The 23,885-nt window shown below is 36.1% G+C and carries 20 protein-coding genes and 1 tRNA gene; 16 read left to right on the top strand and 5 right to left on the bottom strand.

All coding sequences use genetic code 11. The features are described 5' to 3' along the window. Positions 1-2: 2 nt before the first annotated feature. The 9 genes from ABWU47_RS00480 to ABWU47_RS00520 all read left to right on the top strand — a co-directional run bounded on the left by ABWU47_RS00480 (position 3) and on the right by ABWU47_RS00520 (position 8,333). Positions 3-338, top strand: coding sequence for a GPW/gp25 family protein (locus ABWU47_RS00480; RefSeq protein WP_353285690.1), 336 nt, complete (start codon positions 3-5; stop codon positions 336-338). Positions 339-340: 2 nt separating this feature from the next. After that, entirely contained in the window at positions 341-1,135 is a 795-nt protein-coding gene (locus ABWU47_RS00485; protein WP_353285691.1) for a baseplate J/gp47 family protein, read from the top strand. Then, positions 1,135-2,295: a phage tail protein gene (locus ABWU47_RS00490; RefSeq protein WP_353285692.1), complete on the top strand. Its 1,161-nt coding sequence runs from the start codon at positions 1,135-1,137 to the stop codon at positions 2,293-2,295. Before ABWU47_RS00485 ends, ABWU47_RS00490 begins: the two co-directional genes overlap by 1 nt. 167 nt (positions 2,296-2,462) lie before the next feature. Next, positions 2,463-3,188: an ankyrin repeat domain-containing protein gene (locus ABWU47_RS00495; RefSeq protein ID WP_353285693.1), complete on the top strand. Its 726-nt coding sequence runs from the start codon at positions 2,463-2,465 to the stop codon at positions 3,186-3,188. Between the two features lie 38 nt (positions 3,189-3,226). After that, positions 3,227-3,742, top strand: a complete 516-nt coding sequence (locus tag ABWU47_RS00500; RefSeq protein ID WP_353285694.1) for an ankyrin repeat domain-containing protein — start codon at positions 3,227-3,229, stop codon at positions 3,740-3,742. 115 nt (positions 3,743-3,857) lie between these two features. Continuing rightward, on the top strand, positions 3,858-4,109 hold the full coding sequence (locus tag ABWU47_RS00505; RefSeq protein ID WP_236514494.1) for a hypothetical protein: 252 nt from the start codon (positions 3,858-3,860) through the stop codon (positions 4,107-4,109). After that, the gene (locus tag ABWU47_RS00510; RefSeq protein WP_410530067.1) at positions 4,018-5,634 is read left to right on the top strand and encodes a recombinase family protein; all 1,617 of its coding nucleotides are present in this window, start codon (positions 4,018-4,020) and stop codon (positions 5,632-5,634) included. Before ABWU47_RS00505 ends, ABWU47_RS00510 begins: the two co-directional genes overlap by 92 nt. A gap of 214 nt (positions 5,635-5,848) precedes the next feature. After that, a complete protein-coding gene (locus ABWU47_RS00515; protein WP_353285772.1) occupies positions 5,849-7,528 on the top strand; it encodes a recombinase family protein in 1,680 nt (559 codons plus the stop codon). After that, positions 7,503-8,333, top strand: a complete 831-nt coding sequence (locus ABWU47_RS00520; protein ID WP_353285696.1) for a hypothetical protein — start codon at positions 7,503-7,505, stop codon at positions 8,331-8,333. Before ABWU47_RS00515 ends, ABWU47_RS00520 begins: the two co-directional genes overlap by 26 nt. A 58-nt stretch (positions 8,334-8,391) precedes the next feature. Here the strand turns inward: ABWU47_RS00520 and ABWU47_RS00525 are convergent, their stop codons facing one another. Continuing rightward, positions 8,392-9,360: an IS110 family transposase gene (locus ABWU47_RS00525; protein ID WP_077190114.1), complete on the bottom strand. Its 969-nt coding sequence runs from the start codon at positions 9,358-9,360 to the stop codon at positions 8,392-8,394. Between the two features lie 466 nt (positions 9,361-9,826). On the opposite strand from ABWU47_RS00525, the gene ABWU47_RS00530 reads away from it, so the two are divergent. From ABWU47_RS00530 to ABWU47_RS00545, 4 genes are all read left to right on the top strand, one after another. Beyond that, entirely contained in the window at positions 9,827-10,021 is a 195-nt protein-coding gene (locus ABWU47_RS00530; RefSeq protein ID WP_186809136.1) for a hypothetical protein, read from the top strand. A 41-nt stretch (positions 10,022-10,062) separates the two neighbouring features. Continuing rightward, on the top strand, positions 10,063-11,289 hold the full coding sequence (locus tag ABWU47_RS00535; protein ID WP_353285697.1) for a hypothetical protein: 1,227 nt from the start codon (positions 10,063-10,065) through the stop codon (positions 11,287-11,289). Beyond that, positions 11,252-12,172, top strand: a complete 921-nt coding sequence (locus tag ABWU47_RS00540; protein ID WP_353285698.1) for a hypothetical protein — start codon at positions 11,252-11,254, stop codon at positions 12,170-12,172. Before ABWU47_RS00535 ends, ABWU47_RS00540 begins: the two co-directional genes overlap by 38 nt. Before the next feature lie 236 nt (positions 12,173-12,408). After that, positions 12,409-13,791, top strand: coding sequence for an IS66-like element ISWen3 family transposase (locus ABWU47_RS00545; RefSeq protein WP_353285577.1), 1,383 nt, complete (start codon positions 12,409-12,411; stop codon positions 13,789-13,791). Between the two features lie 386 nt (positions 13,792-14,177). Here ABWU47_RS00545 and ABWU47_RS00550 read toward each other — a convergent pair whose 3' ends face one another. Further along, positions 14,178-15,155 (bottom strand): LD-carboxypeptidase, encoded by a 978-nt coding sequence (locus ABWU47_RS00550; protein ID WP_077188345.1) that lies wholly within the window; start codon positions 15,153-15,155, stop codon positions 14,178-14,180. Further along, positions 15,155-15,772, bottom strand: coding sequence for a lipoyl(octanoyl) transferase LipB (gene lipB, locus ABWU47_RS00555; RefSeq protein ID WP_077188344.1), 618 nt, complete (start codon positions 15,770-15,772; stop codon positions 15,155-15,157). The genes ABWU47_RS00550 and lipB overlap by 1 nt, the downstream gene beginning before the upstream one ends. A gap of 494 nt (positions 15,773-16,266) precedes the next feature. Between lipB and ABWU47_RS00560 the strand changes: the two genes are divergently transcribed. Next, on the top strand, positions 16,267-17,460 hold the full coding sequence (locus ABWU47_RS00560) for a phage portal protein (RefSeq protein WP_077188343.1): 1,194 nt from the start codon (positions 16,267-16,269) through the stop codon (positions 17,458-17,460). 54 nt (positions 17,461-17,514) lie between these two features. Here the strand turns inward: ABWU47_RS00560 and ABWU47_RS00565 are convergent, their stop codons facing one another. Beyond that, positions 17,515-20,058, bottom strand: a complete 2,544-nt coding sequence (locus ABWU47_RS00565) for an AsmA-like C-terminal region-containing protein (RefSeq protein ID WP_077188342.1) — start codon at positions 20,056-20,058, stop codon at positions 17,515-17,517. A gap of 3 nt (positions 20,059-20,061) precedes the next feature. Beyond that, positions 20,062-21,549: a murein biosynthesis integral membrane protein MurJ gene (gene murJ, locus ABWU47_RS00570; protein WP_353285699.1), complete on the bottom strand. Its 1,488-nt coding sequence runs from the start codon at positions 21,547-21,549 to the stop codon at positions 20,062-20,064. A 150-nt stretch (positions 21,550-21,699) separates the two neighbouring features. Here murJ and ABWU47_RS00575 point away from each other — a divergent pair. Next, positions 21,700-21,775 (top strand) — tRNA-His (locus ABWU47_RS00575). A gap of 187 nt (positions 21,776-21,962) precedes the next feature. After that, positions 21,963-23,885, top strand: coding sequence for a tRNA uridine-5-carboxymethylaminomethyl(34) synthesis enzyme MnmG (gene mnmG, locus ABWU47_RS00580; protein WP_353285701.1), 1,923 nt, complete (start codon positions 21,963-21,965; stop codon positions 23,883-23,885).

A 23,885-nucleotide genomic window follows, 5' to 3' on the forward strand; every position in this document is an offset into this window, starting at 1 on the left:
AAATGAAAGGGATGGACTCCAAAACAGGAAAAGAATTAGAAGGAATAGAGCATCTGAAACAATCAATAATTGATATACTGACCACTCCTATTAACAGTAGAATAATGAGGAGAGATTATGGGTCAAGACTATTTGAATTAGTAGATAAGCCAATAAATAGAGATTTAACTTTGGAAATCTATTCAGCAGTAGCAGAAGCTCTACAAAGGTGGGAGGAAAGATTTAAGCTAGAAAAAGTAAAAATGACAGAGGTGAAAGAAGGAAAAGTAACGCTTGACCTAGAAGGATTATACTTACCAAGCGGGAAAAACATTCGCTTTGATGGGGTTGTAGTATAAAGATGCAGCAGACTAACATTATTGAGCCACTGAACTTCGAAGAAATTCTGTCTCGGATGAGGGAAGAGTTGGTGAAGCGTGACGCAAGTTTTACAGCATTAGTTGAAAGTGATCCAGCGATGAAGATTTTAGAAGTATCAGCATGGAGAGAACTTTTACTCAGACAAAGGATAAACGAAGCTGTAAAGGGTAATCTACTTAAATTTGCAGTAGGAGAAGATCTTGATAACTTAGCTGAATTTTATGGAGTAGAGAGGCAGAAAGAAGAAGAGGATGAAAATTTTAGAAAAAGAATAAAAGCAAAAATAAAAGGCTGGAGTACAGGAGGAAGTAAGGAATATTATCGTTATCATGCACTTTCTGCAGATAGAAGAGTAAAGGATGCATTGGTAGAATCACCTATACCAGGAAAAGTACAAATTTCAATCTTATCAACACAATTATCCACAACTGGCATAGCGTTAGAAGAGCTACTTGAAATTGTAAGAAAGCAAGTTACTAGAGATGATATAATGGTTTTAACCGATACAGTAACAGTAATTGATTGCAATATTACGGAAATAGATATTCATAGCAGAATGAGCATAAGTCCTGTGATATCAGAGGAAGAAATCAAGAAGCAATTTATTAAGAAGTTTGAAGCAAGTAGAAGGCTGGGATGGAGTGTGACAAGATCATGGATAATAGCGAATCTATTTGTAGATGGTGTAGAAAATGTGGAATTAATAGAGCCAAAAGAGGATGTTGTGGTGCTAGGTAACGAGTGTGCAAATTTGCGAAATTTAAAGATTGAGTAATGCTATTACCCCCAAACGCAACAAAGCAAGAGCAAGCACTGGTTGATGCAACAGATTATAAGGTTGATCCAAGCTGTATTAGAGGATTTAAATTTAGATTGGGAGAAGAAACATTGCCGTGGATAATAGAAGAATATGGCTTAGAAGAAATACTACGCTGGGTAAAAGATAGAAGAAAAGCCATAGTAGAAGGAGTAAAATTTCAAAGACTGAGAGGAACACCTGCATCACTTAAAATAGCGCTCAAATGGGCAAATATAGAAGATATTACAATTATTGAGGAGCCACCTGGTAAACATTTTTTCGAGTTGCAAATAGGAATAAGAGATGTTCCAAATGACTTTTTTGTAGATGCGGTTGTAGAGCTTGCGAAGCTGTCATTACCAGCAAGATCGCGGCTAATGAGGATTTTCAATGACCACTATAATATTAGCAGATTTATTTTAGATGAAAGTTTATTTGGAAGTTTGTTATCAGACTACTCTGGTATAAAAGTTGAAAAAAATGGGCCAGTATTATCGTTTGGAAGAGTAAATTTTTTTAGGTTTAGTGGTACATCAATTAAGGTTATAGAGAGTTATCTACGCAACCATTATGAACAAGTATTTAGTAATGATATATATCGGTTAGATGTAGCAGTACTTGGAGAAACAGAGACTCACACAAAGGATTACAAAGGCATCTATGAAAGGAGTCATCAGTGGTACAATTTAAAAGCACTATATTCACTGCCACAAAGTTTATTACCAGAAATCAAGTTTGCAAAAGCGCAGATAGTATTATCGGACAGTTGGAGTTTAGGAGAAATAAACGCATGTTTTCCGGTTACTAGTATAGAAGAGGAAGGGGATAAATTTTTATTGGGAAGTAGCAAATTATCTGAACAACTGTGGAATTTAAAATATAAACCAACTTTAGAAAGATTTTTTGCCGTTCACCACTATCAAGTAAAGAATTTTTCTACCCCCAAAATAATAAGATTTAGCGTAGCAGAACACTACATTCATTTTGAAAACGAATTGGATTCAAAGCAAAAAAATGCAACATACGAGCTGAAAAACTACATTTTAGTATTTTACGGAGGCGTTTCAACTTGGCACGAACATCGACATTTGCACAGAATTTGGAAAAATAGTCAAGTAATATCTATAATAAGTTAAGTATTTATATTTAGATCCTTATATATTATATTAATAATAGGTTAAAGTGTATGAAATAAAAAGAAAAGGACTTGCTTTCTTATGCTAAAAAGGACATGACTTGAATAGCAGCAGGTAAATATAAGAAATTTGTCTGGCGCTGGAAAAGCTAATTTTGTGAGGTAAGTATGAAGTTTAGCAAAGAAAAGAGAGAATCTTTTAGTAAGTTTTTTAAAGAAGTATCAAGTAACAGATTTAAAAATATTAATAAAAGAAATGAAGAAGGAGAGACGATATTACATCAAGCAGTGGAAATCTCTGATTACAAAACAGTGAGGTTATTAATAGAAAAAGGAGCAGAAATCAATGCAAGAGATAAAAAGGGTTATACACCACTACACTGTGCAGTATTCGCAAAAAGTTTAGAAAATGTAAAAGTACTGCTAAGGTTAGGAGCGGAAATAAATGCCACTCAATATATTAGCGGATGTACGCCACTGCACTCTGCGTGCAAGATAGGAGCAGGAGTTGAAATAATAAAAGAGCTAGTAAAAGCAGGGGCTGAAGTTAATCAACTGAATAAATATGGTGCAACACCAATGTATTACATATGGGAAAGTGAAAAATATCGTCTGTGTGATAGCGAAGAGAGTAAAAAGGCAAGTAAATTTTTGAGAGAAAAAGGTGGAATAACAAAAAGTAGAGAACTGACGTGCTATGGAATAGAGGGGCTAGTGGGAAAAATAGCAGACATGTTGAATGGGAGCTACTTACCGGAGTTAAAAATAATAGAGATAGGAGAAATAAGGAAGAAAGATAAGTCACTAATAGAGGAAGAGTGTAAAAATTTAGCAAGCAAGATAATGAGCCAAGTGAATGAAATGATAGATGAGGTGGTGAGAAAGAAGGCTTAAAAGAAGGGTTTAAATTTAAAGAAAAGGTGAGGTAAATTATGAGTAAAAAAGAAAAAGAGGCATTTAATAACTCAGTAAAAGAATTATTAGAGAACTCATATAAAAATATTTATGCAAGAGACGAGAATGGAAGAACAGTTCTACATTATGCAGTAAACGAAAAAACAGTGAGGTTATTAGTTGAAAAAGGAGTGAATGTGAATGCAGCAGATGTAGGAGGATACACAGCACTGCACCTAGCGGTAACGGAGAAACATCTAGAAACGTTGAGAGAATTAATAAAATCAGGAGGGAATGTAAATGCAGAAGAATATGGAAATAAATGCACACCGCTGCACCTTGCATGTATGGTAGGTGAAAAAGAAATAGTGGAGGAGCTAGTGAAAGCTGGAGGAGAAATAGAGCAAGCGGATAAATTTGGAATGACAGCGATGGATTATGCAAAAAATAGCAAAGAGATAACCAAGATATTGAAGAAAGAAACAGACAGAATTGAAAAGTTATTTAAAAAGCGAAGGCAGCAAAGGAAAGAAGTAGATGAAAGGCTGAAATAGAAGATAAAGGGAGTCTTTAATACCAAATTTGAAGGGCTGTAGAAAGCTAATAATTGGTCTTTTTCACAAGGGTAGATGGATTTATGGAAAAAGGGAGTAGCAAGGCTCCTGAATTATGAAAACATTTACAGGAGAAACTATGAGAAAAAGAACGTTAACTGTGACCTGTCGATATGAGCCTGATGAGTTAGCAGATAAACGCTTATCGGATGTATACGGGCAACTGATAGAGAGATTAATAAAGAGAAAAAAAGAAAATAGAGAGAAAGAAACAAATGAAAGTAGTGAGTTTATATGCGAGAGTATCATCAGAAAAGCAAGCACAGAAGGGAACAATAGAGAGTCAAATAGCGGAGTTGGAGCGTAGAATTAGTGAAGATGAGCACAAGTTACTAAATGAGTATAGATTCATAGACAATGGGTATAGTGGATCAGATTTAGAGCGTCCCGGTTTAGATAGGTTACGCGATAAAGTAGGAAAAGGAGAAATTGATAAAATTTATATTCATTCACCAGATAGGTTATCACGAAAAACTGTATATCAAATGATCTTGCTCGACGAATTTGAAAAAGCAGGAGTAGAGGTAATCTTTTTAAACTATAAAACGGATAAAAGTCCGGAGTCAAACTTACTATTGCAAATGCAGGGAGCAGTAGCGGAGTATGAACGAGCGAAGATGATGGAACGGTATCGGCGGGGAAAACTCCATGCGGCAAGAAGAGGCAGTGTCAGTGTAATAGGCAAAGCATCTTATGGTTATCGATACATAAAGAAAGGCACAACAGGTGAAGAAGGGAAACTTGAAATTAATGAAGAGGAAGCAAAAGTAGTGAGAGAATTGTTCATGTGGGTAGGGAAAGAAAGAATAAGAACTATAGAGGTAATATGTAGACTAAAAGAAAGGTCAATAAGGACACAAACAGGAAAAGAGAGGTGGAACACAAGCACCATCAGTCAGATATTAAAAAATCCTGTATACAAAGGGCAAGCAGTGTATGGCAGGACTAAGGCAGGCCAAGTAAAACCAGAAATAAGGCCACAACGGAATGCTGGTAGGCAGAAAAGTTGTTCTAGGTACTCCCAAGATAAAGAGAATTGGATTTATATTGCAGTACCAAGAATAGTTGATGAAGAATTGTTTAATGCAGTACAAGAGCAACTGGCTGAAAATAGAAAAAAAATGAAAAGACAGGAAAGGAAAGTAGCGTACCTGCTACAAGGTTTAACTGTGTGTCAACGCTGTAGATATGCTTATTGCGGTGCATCTACTATAAATAGGAGGGGAACCTACTATCATTCTTATTATTGTTGTACTGCTCCAAGTTATAAGGAAGCATGCGGCAACAGACCGGTGCAAGCAGATGCATTAGAAACAATTATATGGAAAAAAGTGAAAGGTATATTGAAGAAACCAGAAAGGTTGATAAATGAATATCAACGGCACCTGCTAGGAAGTAAAGAGTTGCTATTGGAGGAAGGTCTTGAGAGGGAAGAAAGCAAATTAAAACGAGGTATTTCTGGGCTGATTGATAGTTATGCAAGTGGGTATATAAATCAAGAGGAATTTGAGTTAAGAATCAAAGGAATGAAACAGCGTTTAAAAGAAAAGGAAGAGGAAAAGAAAAGGATAAAAGATAAGAAAGAGGTACAGGAAGAGTTGACTAATATAATAGGTAACATAAAGGAGTTTTATTCTGGGATAAAATTAGAGCTAGAACAATTGGATTGGTTAGATAAACGTAGTGTAATAAGGAAGTTAATTGAGAGAATAGAGATTAACGTTGATAATATAACTATAGTATTTCGAATAAAAGAATTTGTTACCCAAAATAAACAAAATCAAGATATACAAGCTATCAGAGAAAGAATTGCACGACCAAAAAGCGAGTAAGGGGCAGCAATTTATGATAGAAATAGGCGAGGTCAATAAAAAAGAATTGATATAGTAGATGGGGAAAACAAAAGTTGCATTTGTAGGAAAAATTGTAAGGCAAAATTAGAATAGTCAGTTTTTCACAGAAAAGCTACTAACTGTAAGAACAACAAACCGTAAAAAGCTGTTATGAGTTTAGTGTGAGAAGTTAAAGGAGGAAAGAAAGGTGCAAATGAAAGTAGTGAGCTTATATGCAAGAGTTTCATCGAAGAGGCAAGTACAAGAAGGAACAATAGAAAGTCAAGTAGCTGAGTTGGAGCGTAGAATTAATGAGGATAAGCAAGAGCTACTAAATGAGCATAAATTCATAGATAATGGGTATAGTGGATCAAAATTAGAGCGACCTGGTTTAGATGAATTACGAGATAAAGTAGCAGAAGGAAAAATTGATAAAGTGTATATTCACTCACCAGATAGGTTATCACGTAATTACGTACATCAGATGATATTGCTGGAAGAATTTCAAAAAGCAGGAGCGGAGGTGATCTTTTTAAACCATCAGGTTGGTAATAGTCCAGAATCTAATTTACTACTACAAATGCAAGGAGCAATAGCAGAGTATGAACGAGCAAAGATTATGGAGAGGAATCGCCGAGGAAGACTGCATGCAGCAAGAAAAGGCTGTATAAGTGTAATGGCTATAGCGCCTTATGGTTATCGATACATAAAGAGTGGCACAACAGGTGAAGAAAGGAGATTTGAAATTAATGAAGAAGAGGCGAGAATAGTAAAAAAACTGTTCATGTGGATAGGTGAAGAAAGAGTAAGCATTAATGAAACAATACGTAGGCTAAAAGAAAGGTCAGTAAGGACACAAAAAGGAAGAGAGATGTGGAACCGAAGCACCATCCAGCAGATATTAAAAAATCCTGCGTATAAAGGGCAAGCAGCATTTGGTAAAACAAAGTCAAATCCAGCAAAACCAAGAATAAGACCACAAAGGAATGCTAGCAGCCAGCAAAAGCATTCTCTTACTTATCCAAGCAAAGAGAATTGGATTTACATTCCAATACCAAAGATAGTAGATGAGGCATTATTTAATGCAGTGGAAGAACAACTGACTGAAAATAGAGAAAGAGCGAGGATACAGAAAAGAAAAGCAGCGTATCTGCTACAAGGTTTAATCGTGTGTCAACACTGTAGATATGCCTATTGCGGTGTGCGTGGTGGGAGTAAAAAAAAAGGAGGGATTAACTACTATTATCGCTGTAGCACCATATATGCTTTTAGCAGTAGTGTTAGGGGAATATGTAACAGTAAACCGGTCCATGCAGATGTATTAGAGATGGCTATATGGGAAAAAGTAAAAAGGATATTGAATGAGCCGGAAGGAATGATGAATGAATACCAACAAAGACTGGAGGGAAGGAGAGAGTCACCATTGGAGCAAGATCTTGAGAGGCAAGAAAGCAAATTAAAACGAGGCATTTCAAGGCTGATTGATAGTTATACTAACGAGTACATAAATCAAGAGGAATTTGAGTCAAGAATCACAGAAATGAAAGGGCACTTAAAAGAAGTGGAAGAGGAAAAAGAAAGGATGAAAGATCAGAAAGAGACACAGCAAGAGTTTGCAATGATCATAAGCAGCATAAAGAAGTTTTCTTCTGGAATCGAGTCAGAGATTGATCAATATGATTGGTTAGAAAAGCGTAGTGTAATAAGGAAATTAGTTAAGAGGATAGAGGTTAACGCTGATGATATAACTATAGTATTTCGAATAAAGGAATTTGTTGCTCAGAGTAGGCAAAATCAAAATGTGCAACATTGTCCTAGGGTTCCTGAAACTCAGGTTACAAATGGCTGTTGTCGGATGGATTGTTACAATGTTCGCAGAAATGTTTGGAGTTGAGTTGGCGGCTGCGGTAGAGGCATCTACAGAAAAAGAAGATAAAAAAGCAGAAAAAACATCATTAAAGGAAGAAGCAATTAAAGAAGTTCATAAAGACGTAGAAATCAAGGTAGATGAAAGAGAAAAGCCTAAAGTGCCAGTTTTCCTTTTTGAAATTTCACCAGGATTTGTAAGGCCAATTCCTCTGAGCAAACCAGAGCTTGATCTTTTGTCGAATTCTCTGAAAGATCGAGTGCCTTTTGTGCAAACACATGATAGAGGTAAGGAGGATATTGAGAATTTGCCAAAACAAGAAGTAAATAAAGAAGACAAAAAAGCGAAGCCGAAGAAAGGGGTGTGTCCACCTGATCCAAAGACTGCAACGAATACGACGGGGAAGGTACAAAATCGGAGAGTGCAAAGATGCGATAGTGATTGGCAAATAAGAAAAAACCTAGAGACCCACGGAAGCACTCCAAGCCGGCCTGCTCAAAGCTCTATTTCCAGCAAAGAAGCTTCGAATCAATCTGCTGAGAGTTCTATTCCTAGCGGAAGTGCTTCAGGACAATCTGCTCGGGAATCTGCTTCTAACAGAGAAGTCCCAGAGCAATCTAATCAAGCTAACAGAAGAGCTCCGAATCAATCTGTCAAAAGTTCTGTTGTTGATTATGGATACGGTTTTGCAGTTGGTGTTTTGAATGATGCTGAGAATGAAGGTTCTGTAAGTAATGCTCAGCCAGCAAGCGGATGTAGTAATGTAAAAGTTAATAATCATGTGGATTCAATGGGAAAGGCACCAGAAAGAGCACCATCAAGGGGATACTAGTGTAGCTTTAGATGACAAAAAGACTAGATCCCAGATACTGTCTCTGCTGTCAAACAAATTATCCAACAAAATTACAATTAAATGGTTGATTATTTTTAAGAATACCAAAAAAGACATGCATTAATTTTCGCATTAACGCAAGAACTATGACTTTTGGACATTTGCCTTTACTTGCTAGACGCTGACAAAACTTTTGAAAATGATTATTATGGTTTTTGACTACTATAGCTGGCATATAAAGAGCTTTTCGAATACGCTCAGATCCTATTTTGCATATGCAACTTCTCTTACTTACTGACGATCCCGATTGATAATGTCCTGGATTTAGACCAGCAAAAGCTGTAAATTGTTTAGCATTGTCAAAGTTATCAACTGATGGCATTTCTGCGACAACAGCAACAGCAGTAAGATATCCTATACCTTTTATAGTCTTAAGGTTTTCCACCATATTTTTTAGATGTGGATAGTTATTTATATGCTCATTAATTTCTTTTTCGAGAACAATAATTTGCTCCTCTATTGCCAAAATTACTTTAGATATAGCTTCTTTGCAACTGGAATGCATATTTTTGTTTTCCAAGCGATTTGTCTGTTGCACCTTATCATCTTTTAGCGATTGCATGCAACGGTAAAGCTCCCTCAAATGCCTCATTTCAGGTGTAATGGGCTTCCAAAGAGCAGGTTTGTTGGCGATACAAAATCTAGCTATCATAGCTGCATCTGATTTATCTGTCTTATTTCTGAGCAGCTCACTTTTGCCAAAAGCTTTGATTTGGGCTGGGTTTACTATACTGACATTATGTCCTAAATCGTGCATAAAAGTAGCCAAATCTTCTCCATACCAACTAGTTGCTTCAAGACATAAATGAGTAAGATTTGCTCCATGGCCATTGCACCAAACTACAAGTTTTGCAAAACCATCTTGATTATTTTGAAAGACTTTGTGTCGTTTTTTACTGTCCACTAACAAACAAACATCAAATTTCTTTTTTGAAATATCCACACCCAAAATAGCATTTACTTGCATAAAATTGCCTCCAAGACTATAAATAAACTGAGAGTTTAGACTAACCTTGTAATACGGGATATAATTCCAAAAGATACTGTTCAGTCTTTAACTCTATGGGAGGGAAGCAAAATCTGGGATTCGGCCTTAATGGCATTAGTGTCGCATCAGCTTCACCCTCCCTGTGAGGTATTTTAGCTCTAATGCCTCACATCATAAAGATACAAGTGTCTGGGCACTGGGATGACACCCTTCTTAGTTGGGATGCCATTCTATGTTAGAATGGCTACTAAGGCGACAAGAAAAAGGAATTTTACTCTTTTTGGTACCTCTTTCTTGTCATTCCAGCGCGTGACGCTGGAATCTAGAAAACTGAATTTTATGAAAAAGAGTGAATAAAATTTTTTGAAAAAAAATATAAAAAAGCGCTTGCACTTAATTTTATTTTTAGTATATTAGTTACATGATATTTTTACTGGAGGGCAATATGCCAAATGATAATGGTAAGGAAAGGTTCAAGGGAGAAAAAGAATGGGATGAGCGGAATAAGGAACTAGGTGGTGGACAATTGCTGAGAGTTAAAGGAGCAAGGCTTGATGATCATCGTGAAAAAGCCAAGGAGATAAAAGAAAGGAGGCGTCAGTCTGAGCAAAAAAATAATCCCGGTGGTCCTAGACGTTAAGTAAAGAGTAGCTGTTGTAGTTTAAAAATGGGGAGGTTGGTATGCCTAATACAAAAACAGTAAGAGCATTGGTTAGTGCTTTTAATGTACATAATTATGCTCGTAATACAGTTAAAACTAGTTTTACGCTGCAAAGCAGGTACGGGAAGGACTGTATCGTAGTCTCATTTGATAAAGGTATGGAGGATTATCAGTGTAGCGAATATCTTTACAATATAAAAAGGAAGATAGTAGGTGAGTTCTACGGTATTGAAGAAGGAGATACGGATGAAGTAGTGTTAAATACAGCCAAGTTAATTTTTGATGTTGAATCTTTTCCATTTAACGACTATAAAGGAGACTGGTCTGTAGGTAAACAAGGTAGGATTGAGTTTGTAGCACCTATAGATCAAGGTGTAATTTTTAATTTGAAGTCTCATTTGGCTTCTTCACTTGTAAAGGATGTTTTAGAAGATATGCCAACTTGTAGCATAGTTACTAACTCATTCAACAAGGAAAAATATTTGTGTCATTCTAAATTTCCTAATAAAAAATTACGCAAGGAATTTGAGCGTGAGTTTTTATCAAGGATGAGGGAAAGATATGAGAATGCTCCTAAGAACCCTCTGAGGGGTGGAGACAATAGTGTATATATCAGGGACGTTTTTGATGACGCTCGTTTTATTGATAGTGTAACACGGCGTGCCGCATGGCTTATAGGCCGTGATCTTCAAGCTGATAGCAAAAGTCGTAGTGATGTAAGGGCATTTAAAGATTTGATAATGGAAGTTCTTGATCCATCAACACGTGTGGTGACAAATGCCTTTTTGTGTGCCTCTCCTTTGAATAGAGAGGAAGCCTCAATTCTTATACCTGTTATACTAAGTGATAGAGGAACTAGGTTTTTAACAAAGGAAGAAGCACGTGATATAAATCATAAATTTAATAATCCTGTACTTGATGATATGAGTGATAAAACTCAAGCAACATTCAAAGTAAATGGAAGCAGTGGGGTATATGGCATAGACTTTTCTAATAAAGAAATTTCTCACTGTATGATAACTAAAATTATAGAAAGCTCTGTAATCAATGCAAAACATGAACTGTCCATTGACCATGAGCTTCCTCGAACGCTATTAGCTGAAGCATCACCGACACGGGAGTTTCCCAAGCGAAGTCGTGGTGAAGGGTTAGAGAAGCATCCCAGGCAAAGATCAAAAAAAGAGGAAGGAACAGAGCCTTTTCGGGGGGGTGCTGGGGGAAATAGATCCAAGTCAATCCACTTGTGATCAATCACAGCTATCTTTAGGTGCTTATGAAAGTATGCTAATGGAGATTCGGGGTCAGCAAGTGAGATGTAGGCCATCATCGATTCCTTCTCCTAGAGCATGGGATAATTCAATATTCTTAAATCCTGGGGTTTCTAATGAGGAACCTGAAAAACAGCAAGTTACTGATAAAAGTGATCGAAAAAGTAGTGATGAGTGTTCTGAAGCAAAGTCACAAGAGAGTGAATCTCCGGAGGAGAAACATGGAGGTGGTCCTTTGTGTAGTAATTCGTTTATAGGTAGTGTGTGGTCAAAACTAAAAGGCAATGTGCTACCTTCTCTTGGGCGAAATAACAGAGAACGTAGTTCGGTGTGTTCGATATCTTCGAGTGTAAGTGCTCCTGTAAATCCTGTAACTGAAAAACCACCTGTGTCTAAGTCATTTTCTTCATTCCCAGGTAGAATAAGAGCAGAAAGTAATCCACCCTCAGAAGTGACTTCTCCTACGCATGAAGGTGGATCAGAGTGGCAACAACGTCTTAATCCTGATCAGAGAGAGGAACTACACCCATTTCTTTCTCCTGAGGAACAAAAGAAGCTAGACTCCAACTCTTTCTCCCCTGGGAAGGAGCAGCATTTATATTTGACGCGTACTACTGAGGGGAAAAGGGAGCTAAGCAGATCTCTATGTGAGAGTGAAGAATCACAGTTACGGCGACTTGCAGAAGCACAATTATCGTCACCTGATAACTCTAGTTCTAAAAAAGTTGATAGAGATAGTGGTTTTTGTTATATGGGTTCTCCTGCTGCGCAACATAAGGGAAGTGTCCCTTCAAAGGAAAGTGTCCTTTCAGAGGTTAAAGAGTGTGAGGTAGAGCCTGTATCAGAGGCTTTGAGAAAATAAATTTGGGTTTTTAGATATCCACCCAAGTGTTTTATTAGGGTTGGAGCCAAAATCCCTGACCCTGAAAGCACTGGTGTTAATTTTTCTCATCCATTGCAGATATTGCACGGTACTAAATATTTAAAAAGTATTAATATAAAGATATCAATAAAATTATTGTATCCGTTAAGCGGAGTGGCAGAATAAGGTAGACAAGGTGATCTAAAAAGATAATCATAGAGCAAAAGTGAAATAATATGGTAAACCTTTTAGAACTTTGCAAAAATTTACAGCAAAAAATAGAAAGGTTAGAAGCAAAAATAGAAAGATTGGAAAAAGAGAATGAAAGTTTAAAAGCAGAAAATAAGGCTTTAAAGATAGAAAATGCTGAGTTAAGAGAAAGACTCGGTTTAAGCTCAAAAAATTCATCAATACCAAGTTCCAAAGAGTTGTATAAAATAAAAAAGAATAAGCCGAAAAGCGAAAGGAATATTGGCGGTCAGGTTGGTCATAAAGGAAGTTTTCGCGCCAACATGGATGCAGATAAAGTAGTAAAGATAGAGTTGCCTAATACTTGCGAATGCGGAGGAGAAATTGCAATATGTGAAAAACCATATATTCATCAGAAAGTTGATCTTCCAGAAATCAAGCCTTATGTAGTGGAATATCAGTTAGAACATGGCCGTTGTCGGAGATGCGGAAAGAGAAGAAGTAGCAAGTTACCGGAAGGTGTTACGCCAAATACATTTGGTCCAAGGGTTAAGTCAATAATTGCAGCGTTCAGCGGATTCTACAAAAATTCAAAACGCGAAATAGCGAGTGTCGTAAATGATATCTTCAATTTGAACATAAGCGTCGGTAGCATATCAAATAGTGAACATAGAGTTGCTTCAAAATGCAAAAAAATGTATGAGCAGATCGAACAAGAGATAAGTAGGAGTAAAGTTCTACATATTGATGAAACGAGCCATTATAACAAAGGTAAACTCGCTTGGTGTTGGATGTTTGCAAGCAATACGGCAAGTTTTGTAAAATTTACAGAGTCAAGAGGAATGAAAGTTTTACAAAATAGTAAATTCTGCAATCGCAATAGCTTGGTAATAACTGACAGGTATGCAGCATACAATTATTTTGCCGATAAAAACAGGCAAATCTGTTGGGCACATTTATCAAGAGATTTTGAAAGATTAGCACATAGTTGGAATATTGAAGTTAAAGTTCTGGGTTGTTACTTGAGAAACGTGGCCACTGAATTATTTGCACTAAAAAAAGCTTTACTAAAAAGTGAGATAGATGTTTTGAGGTTTGTCAGACGTGCCAGAAAATTAAGAAAACGTACAAAGTATTACTTGAAGGAGATATCTCGTTTACCTGAAGCAATTGGAGCCTCTCGAGTTGCAAAAAATGTTCTGAGATCTGAAAGAATGATGTGGAAATTTTTAGATGACCCAGAAAATATTCCGCTGACAAATAACCACGCTGAACGGCAAATTCGGCATTATGTCGTTTATCGCAAAAACTCATATTTTACACAATCAAAGCGGGGAAATACATTCCTTGAGCGGATAATTTCATTATACTTAATTTGGAAACAAAGGGGTCTCAATCCTTTCCAAAATCTCCTATCTATTGTTTCTTAAACCACTCTCCTGAACGGATACGTAAATTTCTTAAACACTTGCGGTGTAGGTTAGTTGCAAGTTAAAAGCAGCTAAATCGCTCTTAATCAAGCGTTTTAGAATAAAAAAAACGCCGATATTTTAGTACATAGTGAATAGCCAACCACCACGGGGCTTCTTTTGCCTTTTTTTTCGTTTGGTAAATTTCTTAACATTTATAGCTAAACAATAACCGTCATCCCGCTGCTTGTTAGCGGGATCTATGTTAAGGTATGACGGTTCGTGGCGGTATGACGGTTCATGGTGGTATGACGATAAGCTCGTCATCCCGCTGCTTGTTAGCGGGATCTCTTGTTAGCGGCTGAGATACCGCGGCGGTATGACGTAGAGCTTCGTTAGCTATAAGATTAGCTAACATTTTGCACATCCATAAAAAACAAACCTTCTTTTTCGTCTTGAACGCTAATAATAGCGTGAGTGTTAAAAGGTAAAGGATCATTTGTATGTCCATGGCCTACCCCTTTCATTGTAAATACAGGAAAGTTAACACTTTTTGCAAACCTTTCTTTTATAACTTCAACAAGGTTATCGTTATAGCAGTTAACGAAATCCCCAAAGATTACTGCATGTACTCCATCAAAGATGTGGGCTTGTTTTAGGTGATCCAAACTGCGCTCTATTGCGTATGGGTAAACTCTTATGTCCTCTAAAAATAGAATTTTACCTTTCGCATTTATTTGCCAAGCGGTTCCTATACTATTTTCAACTAGAGTCATATTACCACCGATGATTTTAGACTCTAATTTGCCATCTTTTAGTCTAATGCCATTATTTATCGTCTTTAGGTTATCAAATCTGATAGAATCCCGCTTGTTAAGAATTAACTCTTTCAATTTTTCAACAGAGCTTTCAGAAACGGAGTTATTTACTATCATTTCCAACATGGTGCCGTGAAGAGTTTGCCAATCATATTTAGCTTGTAGATGGATGTGCAAGGCAGTTATATCGCTATAGCCTATGAGGATCTTTTTGTTTTGAGCAATCCTTTCTTTTTTATCATTGGGTAACTTTTCTAGATAGGGAATTAACCGAGAAGCCCCTTCTCCTCCTCTGATACACCAAATTATTTTACTATCATTAGTTAGTGCACTAATCAAATCATTTGCTCTGAATTCATCAGAGTTGGAATAAAATGGATTATCATCACTATATATTTTCTCCGAAATATGGGGATTAAAATCCAAAGCTTCTACATATTCTTTTATAGTAGTCAGATCTGATTCTTTTCCCTTCGAAGAAGGAGCAATAATATCAACTTGGTCGATTGCATGAATACTTGTGTTAGCACATAAAGTGAGAATGAAATATAAAAGATAAACAATCATTAAAATATCTTATAAAACTCTTTTTTTAGTATATCATCCAATTCAGAGAGTGGAACTTTCACTCCTAGTTCTTCCATTGACGTGACGCCATAACCTTGCAACCCACAAGGAATAATACCCTTATAGTGAGAGAGGTCTGGAAAGACGTTAAGCGCTATGCCATGATAAGTTACCCATTTTCTTAAACGGATACCAAAAGCTGCAATTTTTTTTTCTACTCCGTTATGGTTTACCCAAATGCCTATTCTATCCTCTTTAAATTCTCCAAGTATATTAAATTGCTTTAAAACATTTATTATCCACTTACTTAGGTCTCTAATATATAGCTTTATGTCGCATTTATTTCTTTTTTTAAGGTTTAACATTAAATATATGATGCGCTGTCCTGGACCATGATATGTGTGTTTACCACCCCTTCCTGTTTTATATATAGGAAATAATTTTTCAACAACGTCGTCATCTGTTGCACTGATTCCTGCAGTATAAAGTGGAGGGTGCTGGAGTAGCCATACTAATTCGTCTGCTGAATTATTGTGAATTTGTTGAATTTTCTCTTCCATAGATTTTACAGCGCAGTTATAATCAATAAGCTGATTAGATATTAGCCATTCTGTCATGTTCAATTTCTTTTCTTTTTAGTATAGCAGTGCGTTCTTTTCCTGTCACCCAAGTGCTTTCCTTCCGTCATCCCAGTGCGTGACACTGGGATGGCTTTGTTGCATCGCTAGCTATGATGGATTAAAGATAAAAAAGATAGGGAATATCAGTAGCTTATTATTCTGGTATTTATAACAAGAACGGTCAGTGAATACCTAAATTTGAGTAAAAGAAATTTCACTACCACTCACTAATCTGGCTAAAATTCAAGAATTTCAATGCTTTAGCTATTTTCAATAGAATTAAATTTATTAATATAAATAACAAATTACTATTCTTAAATTTGATCAGATTGATTGCAAAAAAACAAGATTTTCAATAGGTTGCTTATAATCCTAACTATAGTTAGCCTTTCATAAGTAGCGATGCAACAAAGCCCACTGGGATCTATGTCTTAGTTTAACTACAGAATCTAAAACACTTTTAACTTTTAAACATCTTTCATGAGGCACATATGAATTTCAACATCTTTCAAAGAAAAAAAAGCGCAGTATTTACTAAATATTCTGCTTTGCAGCTAATGATGGAGCCAAGTTGGAGTAAGCGTGATTATGTAAGTTTTGCTGAGGAAGGTTACATAAAAAATGTTATTGCCTTTCGAGCAATCAATATGATTGCAAGTGCTGCATCTTCGGTACCTTTTACTCTCTGCCAGCTTACTGAACAGGGAAAATCGCAACTAAAAGCCCATCCATTACTGAAATTACTTTATTCTCCTAACCCAATGACATCAAAATCGGAATTTATTGAGGGGATTGTAACTTATCGGTTAGTTAACGGCAATTCTTATATATTGATGATTGAGTCACAGAATAGTAGAAAACCACCAACAGAGCTTTATCTTCTGCGCCCAGATAGGGTTGAAATTGTTCCAGGGAGAAATAACGTTCCTTATATCTATCGTTATACCATAAATAACAACAGTTATGACTTTAAAGTTGATAAACTAACCGGACGTTCAGCAGTGTTGCACCTAAAGACCTTTAACCCTTTGAATGATTGGTATGGGCTATCACCGATTGAGGCAGCTGCATATAGCATAGATCAGCATAATCAGGCGGGTGCTTGGAATCAAGCGATGTTGCAAAACGGAGCAAGACCAAGTGGTGCAATAGTTGTGAAATCAGCAAAGGACGGGAGTGGTGGAAGTTTAAGTCAAGAGCAGTACCAACGCTTAAAAGCGCAGATAAATGATCATTATTCAGGTTCTATAAACGCTGGAAGACCGATATTGCTTGAAGGAGGCTTGGAGTGGAAGGAGATGAGTCTTTCGCCGAGGGATATGGATTTTATTGAGTCCAAACACAGTTCAGCTCGTGATATTGCCCTGGCTTTTGGCGTTCCGCCGCAGTTGCTTGGCATACCAGGTGATAACACTTATAGCAATTTAGTCGAAGCACGCTTATCCCTCTGGGAGCAGACGGTTTTACCAACGCTAGAAAATATTATCTGTCACCTGAATTCTTGGCTGACACCAAGATTTGGTGAAGATCTGTGCTTGTCGTACGACAAAGATGCAATAGAAATTCTCATGGAAAAGAGACAAAAGTTGTGGAAATACGTAGAAAACGCAAGCTTCATGACGCTCAACGAAAAGAGAGAAGCATTTGGCTTGCCACCACTGCCAGGTGGTGATGAGTTAGGTTAAGTTTGTATCCGTTCAGATGAGTTTATTGTCCCCTAAACCGTACACCTAAGTAAATTAACTATTTTTCTTGCCAACCAGAGCGATGAAGATTTGGTCTACATCAAAACTCATCTTAGGACGCCAAATAGGGCCATCCAAGTGCATATCGATATAGATTGGATTACTATAGTTTGGTGGTATGAAAAAGAACCTGAATATAGAATTTAAAGTGAAGTTAGATAAGGTTAAGTTAGAAGAGATCGACCCTGATGCTTGATCAATCCCGAACTGTAAACTAGTTGAACATATACCACTCTTAATACTTGCTTTTCCGCTAATATTTTCAAAAAATGTTTTACCATTATATATATCAATATAAGCAAGTGTGGAGATTTCAGACTTATTATTACTGCTTAACAAATTAGTGATAAATGAATTGAAATCTACATTAGTAACTTCTATTCCTTGCGCTTGTAAGTTTACATCTCCTGATAAGTTACTAGCCCAATCATGAAAACTTTTTCCTTGAGTTTTGATTTCACCATTTAAGCTTACCTGACCATTTACATTGTCAATTCCTATAACCTTACCAATCTTTTTAGTGTCCAAATTTACAATAGAAAATCTTGTATTTATTGAGTCTGATCTTAAATAACCCTGAAAAAACACTTGCCCGCGTTCTAATACGTAACTTGCCTGCCTGATAGTGATAGTGTTGTTTCTCATTACCGCATCCAAATTAAAATCTTTTAAAACATTCTGCTCGGTTTTAAATTCTGCAGTATTGATTTGCACATTTGCATCAAAGCCTTCTTTATCATCCAAAAAATCAAGCTGCTTTGTTGACCATTGAATTTGATCTATCTCATTTCTTGAATTTCTTTTCGTCTCTACTAAATTTGGTAATGTAATAATTTTTCCATTAAATTTACTGCCCGTAAGGTTAACATCTAATAAAGGTTTGGCGTATTTTTGATCTGCTAATATTTTTGCATTACCGGTAATATCGAAATCTTCTCCAGATAGTTTTATTTTATCTGCAACTAGCTTACCTTTTTCCATTTTCAGCAAAAAATCCAAATTTTTAATTTTCGTATCATTCAATGTAAGGTTATTAACACGGGCCTTTATATTTGTATCATACTGAAAATTTTTCAGCCATTGCATTTTAGGTAAACTGCTAAATAATGAATGATCATATTTATCTGCATCAAGATTATGCATGCTAAATTCACCATTGACCACATTGTGTTTTTTTGTATGGCTTACTCTAATTGACCCTTGCAAGGATTCCTTATTATTTAGCAGTCTAATGTCTGAGATAGATAATATTCTTGGTGCAAGGTGCAGTTTAGAACTTAGTGTAAATTGATTTTTCTGGTTTTCTTTCATCTTTATAGAAGGGAAAAAACATGAAATGAATGACTCAAAATCATTTCCTTCGACTAATAAATCACCGTTGAATTCAGATAGGACATTATTGTTTGAGATCTCTCCTGATAAGTAAGATATATTATTGATTCCAGGAAATTTAAGAAGCGTATTAACTTTTACTTTGCCATCAGTGGATTTTAGTACAGCACGGAAATTGTCCAATATTTTGTTTTGATATTGAATGTTAGAAGCTTCTATATTAAAATTTAAGCTCAAGTTCTTTGGCACAACTGCTCTAAAGCATTCCAGAAGGTCTTTTATATTTGTTGTTTTTTGTGAATCATTTTGTATGGAATCTAAGTCAACTTTACTGAAGCTAATATTGAGATTAGTGTGATCGCTTTTTCTATCGTTTTGTATTGTACCACTGGCTTGCATGCTTTTGGAATCAATTTTTAAGTCAGTTACCGTAAACTCACTTTCGTTAAGACTTATATTGGATGATATCTTGATATTTTCGCTAGGAATAACACAAGGGAGAAAGCTAAGATTAATGATTTTTGCTAAATTACTCACAGAACCGGAACTATTATTAATCGTTAGTGTTAAATTACCCTGGAGTTCTTCTTGATTTCTATTACCTGTAAATAGCAAATTTACAAAATTTGATTCAACACTAATGTGTACGTCCCTTTTTGTGATATCAACCTTTCCTGAAAAATCGTAATTATTATCACCTACCTTTACTTTACCAGAGAATTGCCTATTTTTTTTTACAGCAACCTCCTTTATGTTAACAATATCAGCGAAATCACTCTTAAAACTTACTTGGCTGTCTTTTATTACTATATCAACTATGTTACCACTGGCTTTTGCATTTATAATATTAAGTAAATTTTCTTTATTGCTTTTCATGCCAAACAATGTGATTGACTTTGGTTGCAATGAGAATAAAAGCAACGATAGGAACGATGGCCTTATTTCAATTTTTCTTACACTAATTAAATCTGATAACTTTTGCTCTTTATTTTCGTTGTATTGTATATATACATTATAGATAGTGAGCTTTGGGGTAATCAACGAAACTTTAATTTTTCCTCCAATATGCACTTTAGCATCATACGTCTTCTCCAACTCTTTTATAACATATCCTTTGTAGCCACTCCAATCCTTAAAAGTTGCAGCAACATGCATGAGAATTAATAGCAGCGAGATTGATAATATAGCATATAAAGAAAGTCTCATAATTTACACATGCTTAAAGTTTCCCTTAAATATTAAATAGAGAATACCAAAATAAACAATAACACTCAAAGCTATTAAAGTCGTTAAATAAACAATACGAGCCAACATTTTATCAAAAAATAATCCTGCCAACAAAGAATTAAAAATATAAAGGGCTATTGACATGACTGCCGTTGCTACAAAAATTTTCATGACATTTAACAATAACGCTTGGCTAACCTTATACATTTTATTTATTGTTAAATAACTAATTAATAGAATGGAGTTTATCCAAGTGGAAACGGAAGTAGCAATAGCAATCCCCGTATGCTGATACTCGTTCATTAACAAAAGGTTTAGCACTACATTAATTCCAAGACACATTAGCGAAAATATGGTTGGCATTTTCAGATTGCCTTTAGCAAAAAATGTAGGTAGCAATACTTTATTTATAGTAAATGCAGGTAAAGAAAGAGAAAATGCTATTAAAGTGGGAACAGTTTGCTGCACTGCATAATGATCAAACCGGCCGTAAGAAAAAAGCGTAAGTAAAATTATGTCGGGAATAATGATAAAGGCAGCAGTTGTTGGCATAATTAACATTAATCCTATGTTGAGAGCCTTGTTCTGTATTTTGACTATATTTTCAGTATTATCCACCTGTTTTGAAATTAAAGGAAGAAGCACTGTACCAATTGCAGTACCGATTATTCCCTGCGGTAGTTGATTTAGTCTATCGGCATAATATATATAGGACACCGCATTTGGTATAAAACTCGCCATGATTGTATCAATCCATAAGCTTATTTGAGTTACACAATTATTGATAATTGCAGGTACCACACGCTTAAAAAATAACCTTACTTCATTGCTTAATTCAAGGCTAAAAGAAAAAGCTGCCTTTAATTTATATGCACTAAATAGCATCAGCAACAACTGAAAAACTCCTCCTATCAGCACAGCTATAGAAAGGTTGTGCGCTGAGGTTTTTACGTAAGGCACAAACAAACTGATGATTAAACAAAGATTCAAAACGATTGGTGCAATAGCTGTTGAAGCAAAATGCTGCTTTACTTGCAGCATTCCACCAATAAGTGATGCAATTGAAACAAAGATTATGTAGGGCATCATAATTCTTGATAAAGTAACAGTAAGGGTAAACTTACTTTGGTCAAATCCAGGAGCAAAAATTTGAATCATATAAGGGGAGAAAGTTTGCATAATAAGGCAAAAAATTACTAAGATAATAAACGTAATGGATATTACACTACTTGCAAAATTAAATGCCTTTTTATCATCGTGTGATTCTGTTGAATATAACGGTATAAAGGACGTGGTAAATGCTCCTTCTGCAAAAAATGCTCGAAATAGATTGGCAAAGCGAAACGAAGAAAAAAATATGTCTGCAAGAGAGTTTGCGCCAATAACCGTAGCAATTAATACATCCCTTATTAACCCTGAGATCCTTGAAATAGCCGTAAAAAAACTAAATGTGAAAATACTTTTAAACATACCACTACTTCATTAGTGTCAATACAATTAACTATAATGGTAAAAGTATCAATGAAAATATTTATTGGCTAAACTTAAAACCCTCTGCAAAAAGAGAGTTAAATAATCAATTGACTATTTGCGCTCTTATGTTAGAAATTTTATATCTTGGCGGGCGTAGCTCAGTTGGTAGAGCGTCAGTTTGTGGTACTGAATGTCGCCAGTTCGATCCTGGTCGCTCGCCCCACTAAAACCCGATAATTTGAAAAACCTTCATCCCGCTGCTTGTTAGCGGGATCTAGAGATACCGTGACGGTATGACGTGAGTTAGCTATACATTGGCCACTGATGATTGAAATAGTTAATTACTGTAAAATTTGACATTAACCGCTAATAGTTAGAATATTAGTAGAGTAAGAATTACTCAAGAAGGCATGCATAAATATGATGTAGTAGTAGTAGGTGGTGGTCATGCAGGGTGCGAAGCTGCTGCTGCTGCAGCTCGCCTTGGTGCAAACACGCTGCTTATAACTCATAAAATTTCAACTATAGGGGAAATGTCCTGCAATCCAGCAATCGGAGGAGTTGCAAAGGGCGTTGTAGTCAGGGAAGTTGACGCTCTTGATGGAATAATGGGAAGAGCAATCGATCAAGCAAGTATACACTCAGTCATTTTAAATAGCAGCAGAGGTGCAGCAGTATGGGGCCCGCGTGCACAGGCAGACCGAAAATTATACAAGCAAGCAATACAGGAAATTATTCTAAATTATAATAATTTGACGGTAAAAGAAGAGTCGGTTGACGATTTTCTTATAGAGAGTAATAACAATGGAGAATTGTGCATTAAAGCTGTAATAACAAGCTCAGGGGAGCATATACTGACAAGTAAAGTCGTTCTAACTACAGGGACTTTTCTGCGGGGTGTGATTCATATAGGAGAGCAGGTAACTCCTTCAGGGAGAATGGGAGATAAGCCTGCAGTAGAACTTGCAAATACGTTGAAGAAATATAATTTTAAATTAGGTAGATTGCGCACCGGAACTCCGCCAAGGCTTGATCGTGGCACTATAAACTGGTCAATATTGCAAGAACAAGTGGGTGATAATCCACCTGTGCCGTTTTCTTATCTCACAGAAAAAATTAACCAACCTCAGGTATCATGCTTTATTACCCATACTAATGAAAACACGCATAAAATAATTCGAGAGAACCTTCACAGGTCAGCTTCTTCATATTTGGATGATATTATAGCACCAAGATACTGCCCATCAATTGAAGTTAAAGTTAAAAAATTTGCAGAAAAAAGTAGCCACCAAATATTTTTAGAACCAGAAGGGCTGGATGATGATACTGTATACCCAAACGGAATTTCAAATTCATTGCCTATTGAAGTGCAGCGTGAAATGATAAAGAGTATCAAGGGACTTGAAAATGCAGAAATACTAAGACCTGGATATGCAGTTGAGTATGACTATATTGACCCACGAGAGCTGTTTCATACTCTTGAAACCAAGAAAGTCAAAGGCCTATATTTTGCTGGCCAAATTAATGGCACCACTGGATATGAAGAAGCAGCAGGGCAAGGAATTATCGCCGGAATTAATGCAGCACTCTCTGCATTTGAAAAAAAAGAAAGCTTTGTTCTCCATCGTACAGATTCGTATATCGGTGTAATGATAGACGACCTGGTCACCAAAGGGGTGATCGAGCCTTATAGATTATTTACCTCACGTGCAGAATATAGGCTAGCTATCAGGTCAGACAATGCAGATAGAAGATTAACACAAAAAGGTTATGATATTTCCCTTGTTTCGCATGAGAGATACTCTGTTTTACAGAATAAACTTGAATCCATTAAGCAGCTTGAAGAGAAGTTAGGGAGTCTGACGATTACTCCTGAGCAGCTTGGGTCTTATGGTATCAAAATATCTTATGATGGGATAAGAAAAACGGCACTAGATTTACTTAGCTATCCAAACATCGACTGGAATAAATTACAAGAAATATGGCCGGAGTTAAGCAGCATCACGCGCTGGGATGGCACCGCAATGGGTAGCATAACTAAGAATGAAATATGCGAAGCGGTTGAAATTGAAGCAAAATACAAACCTTATCTAATAAGACAAGAAGCGGATATGAAGTTTTTACGAGAGGAAATTAACACTCAAATTCCAATTGATTTCAACTATTCACAAGTTAAAGGCCTGTCAAGTGAAGTAATAGAAAAGTTGCAGACGATAAAACCAGCAACAATTGGCATTGCAAAGCAAATACAAGGCATCACTCCTGCAGCGATAGTTGGCATATTAGTGTATTTGAGAAACAGGAAAACGAAAGTGGCTGCTAATTTTGTATGA

It is taken from the genome of Wolbachia endosymbiont (group A) of Gastracanthus pulcherrimus (assembly GCF_964028265.1).
GTDB lineage: Bacteria > Pseudomonadota > Alphaproteobacteria > Rickettsiales > Anaplasmataceae > Wolbachia > Wolbachia pipientis.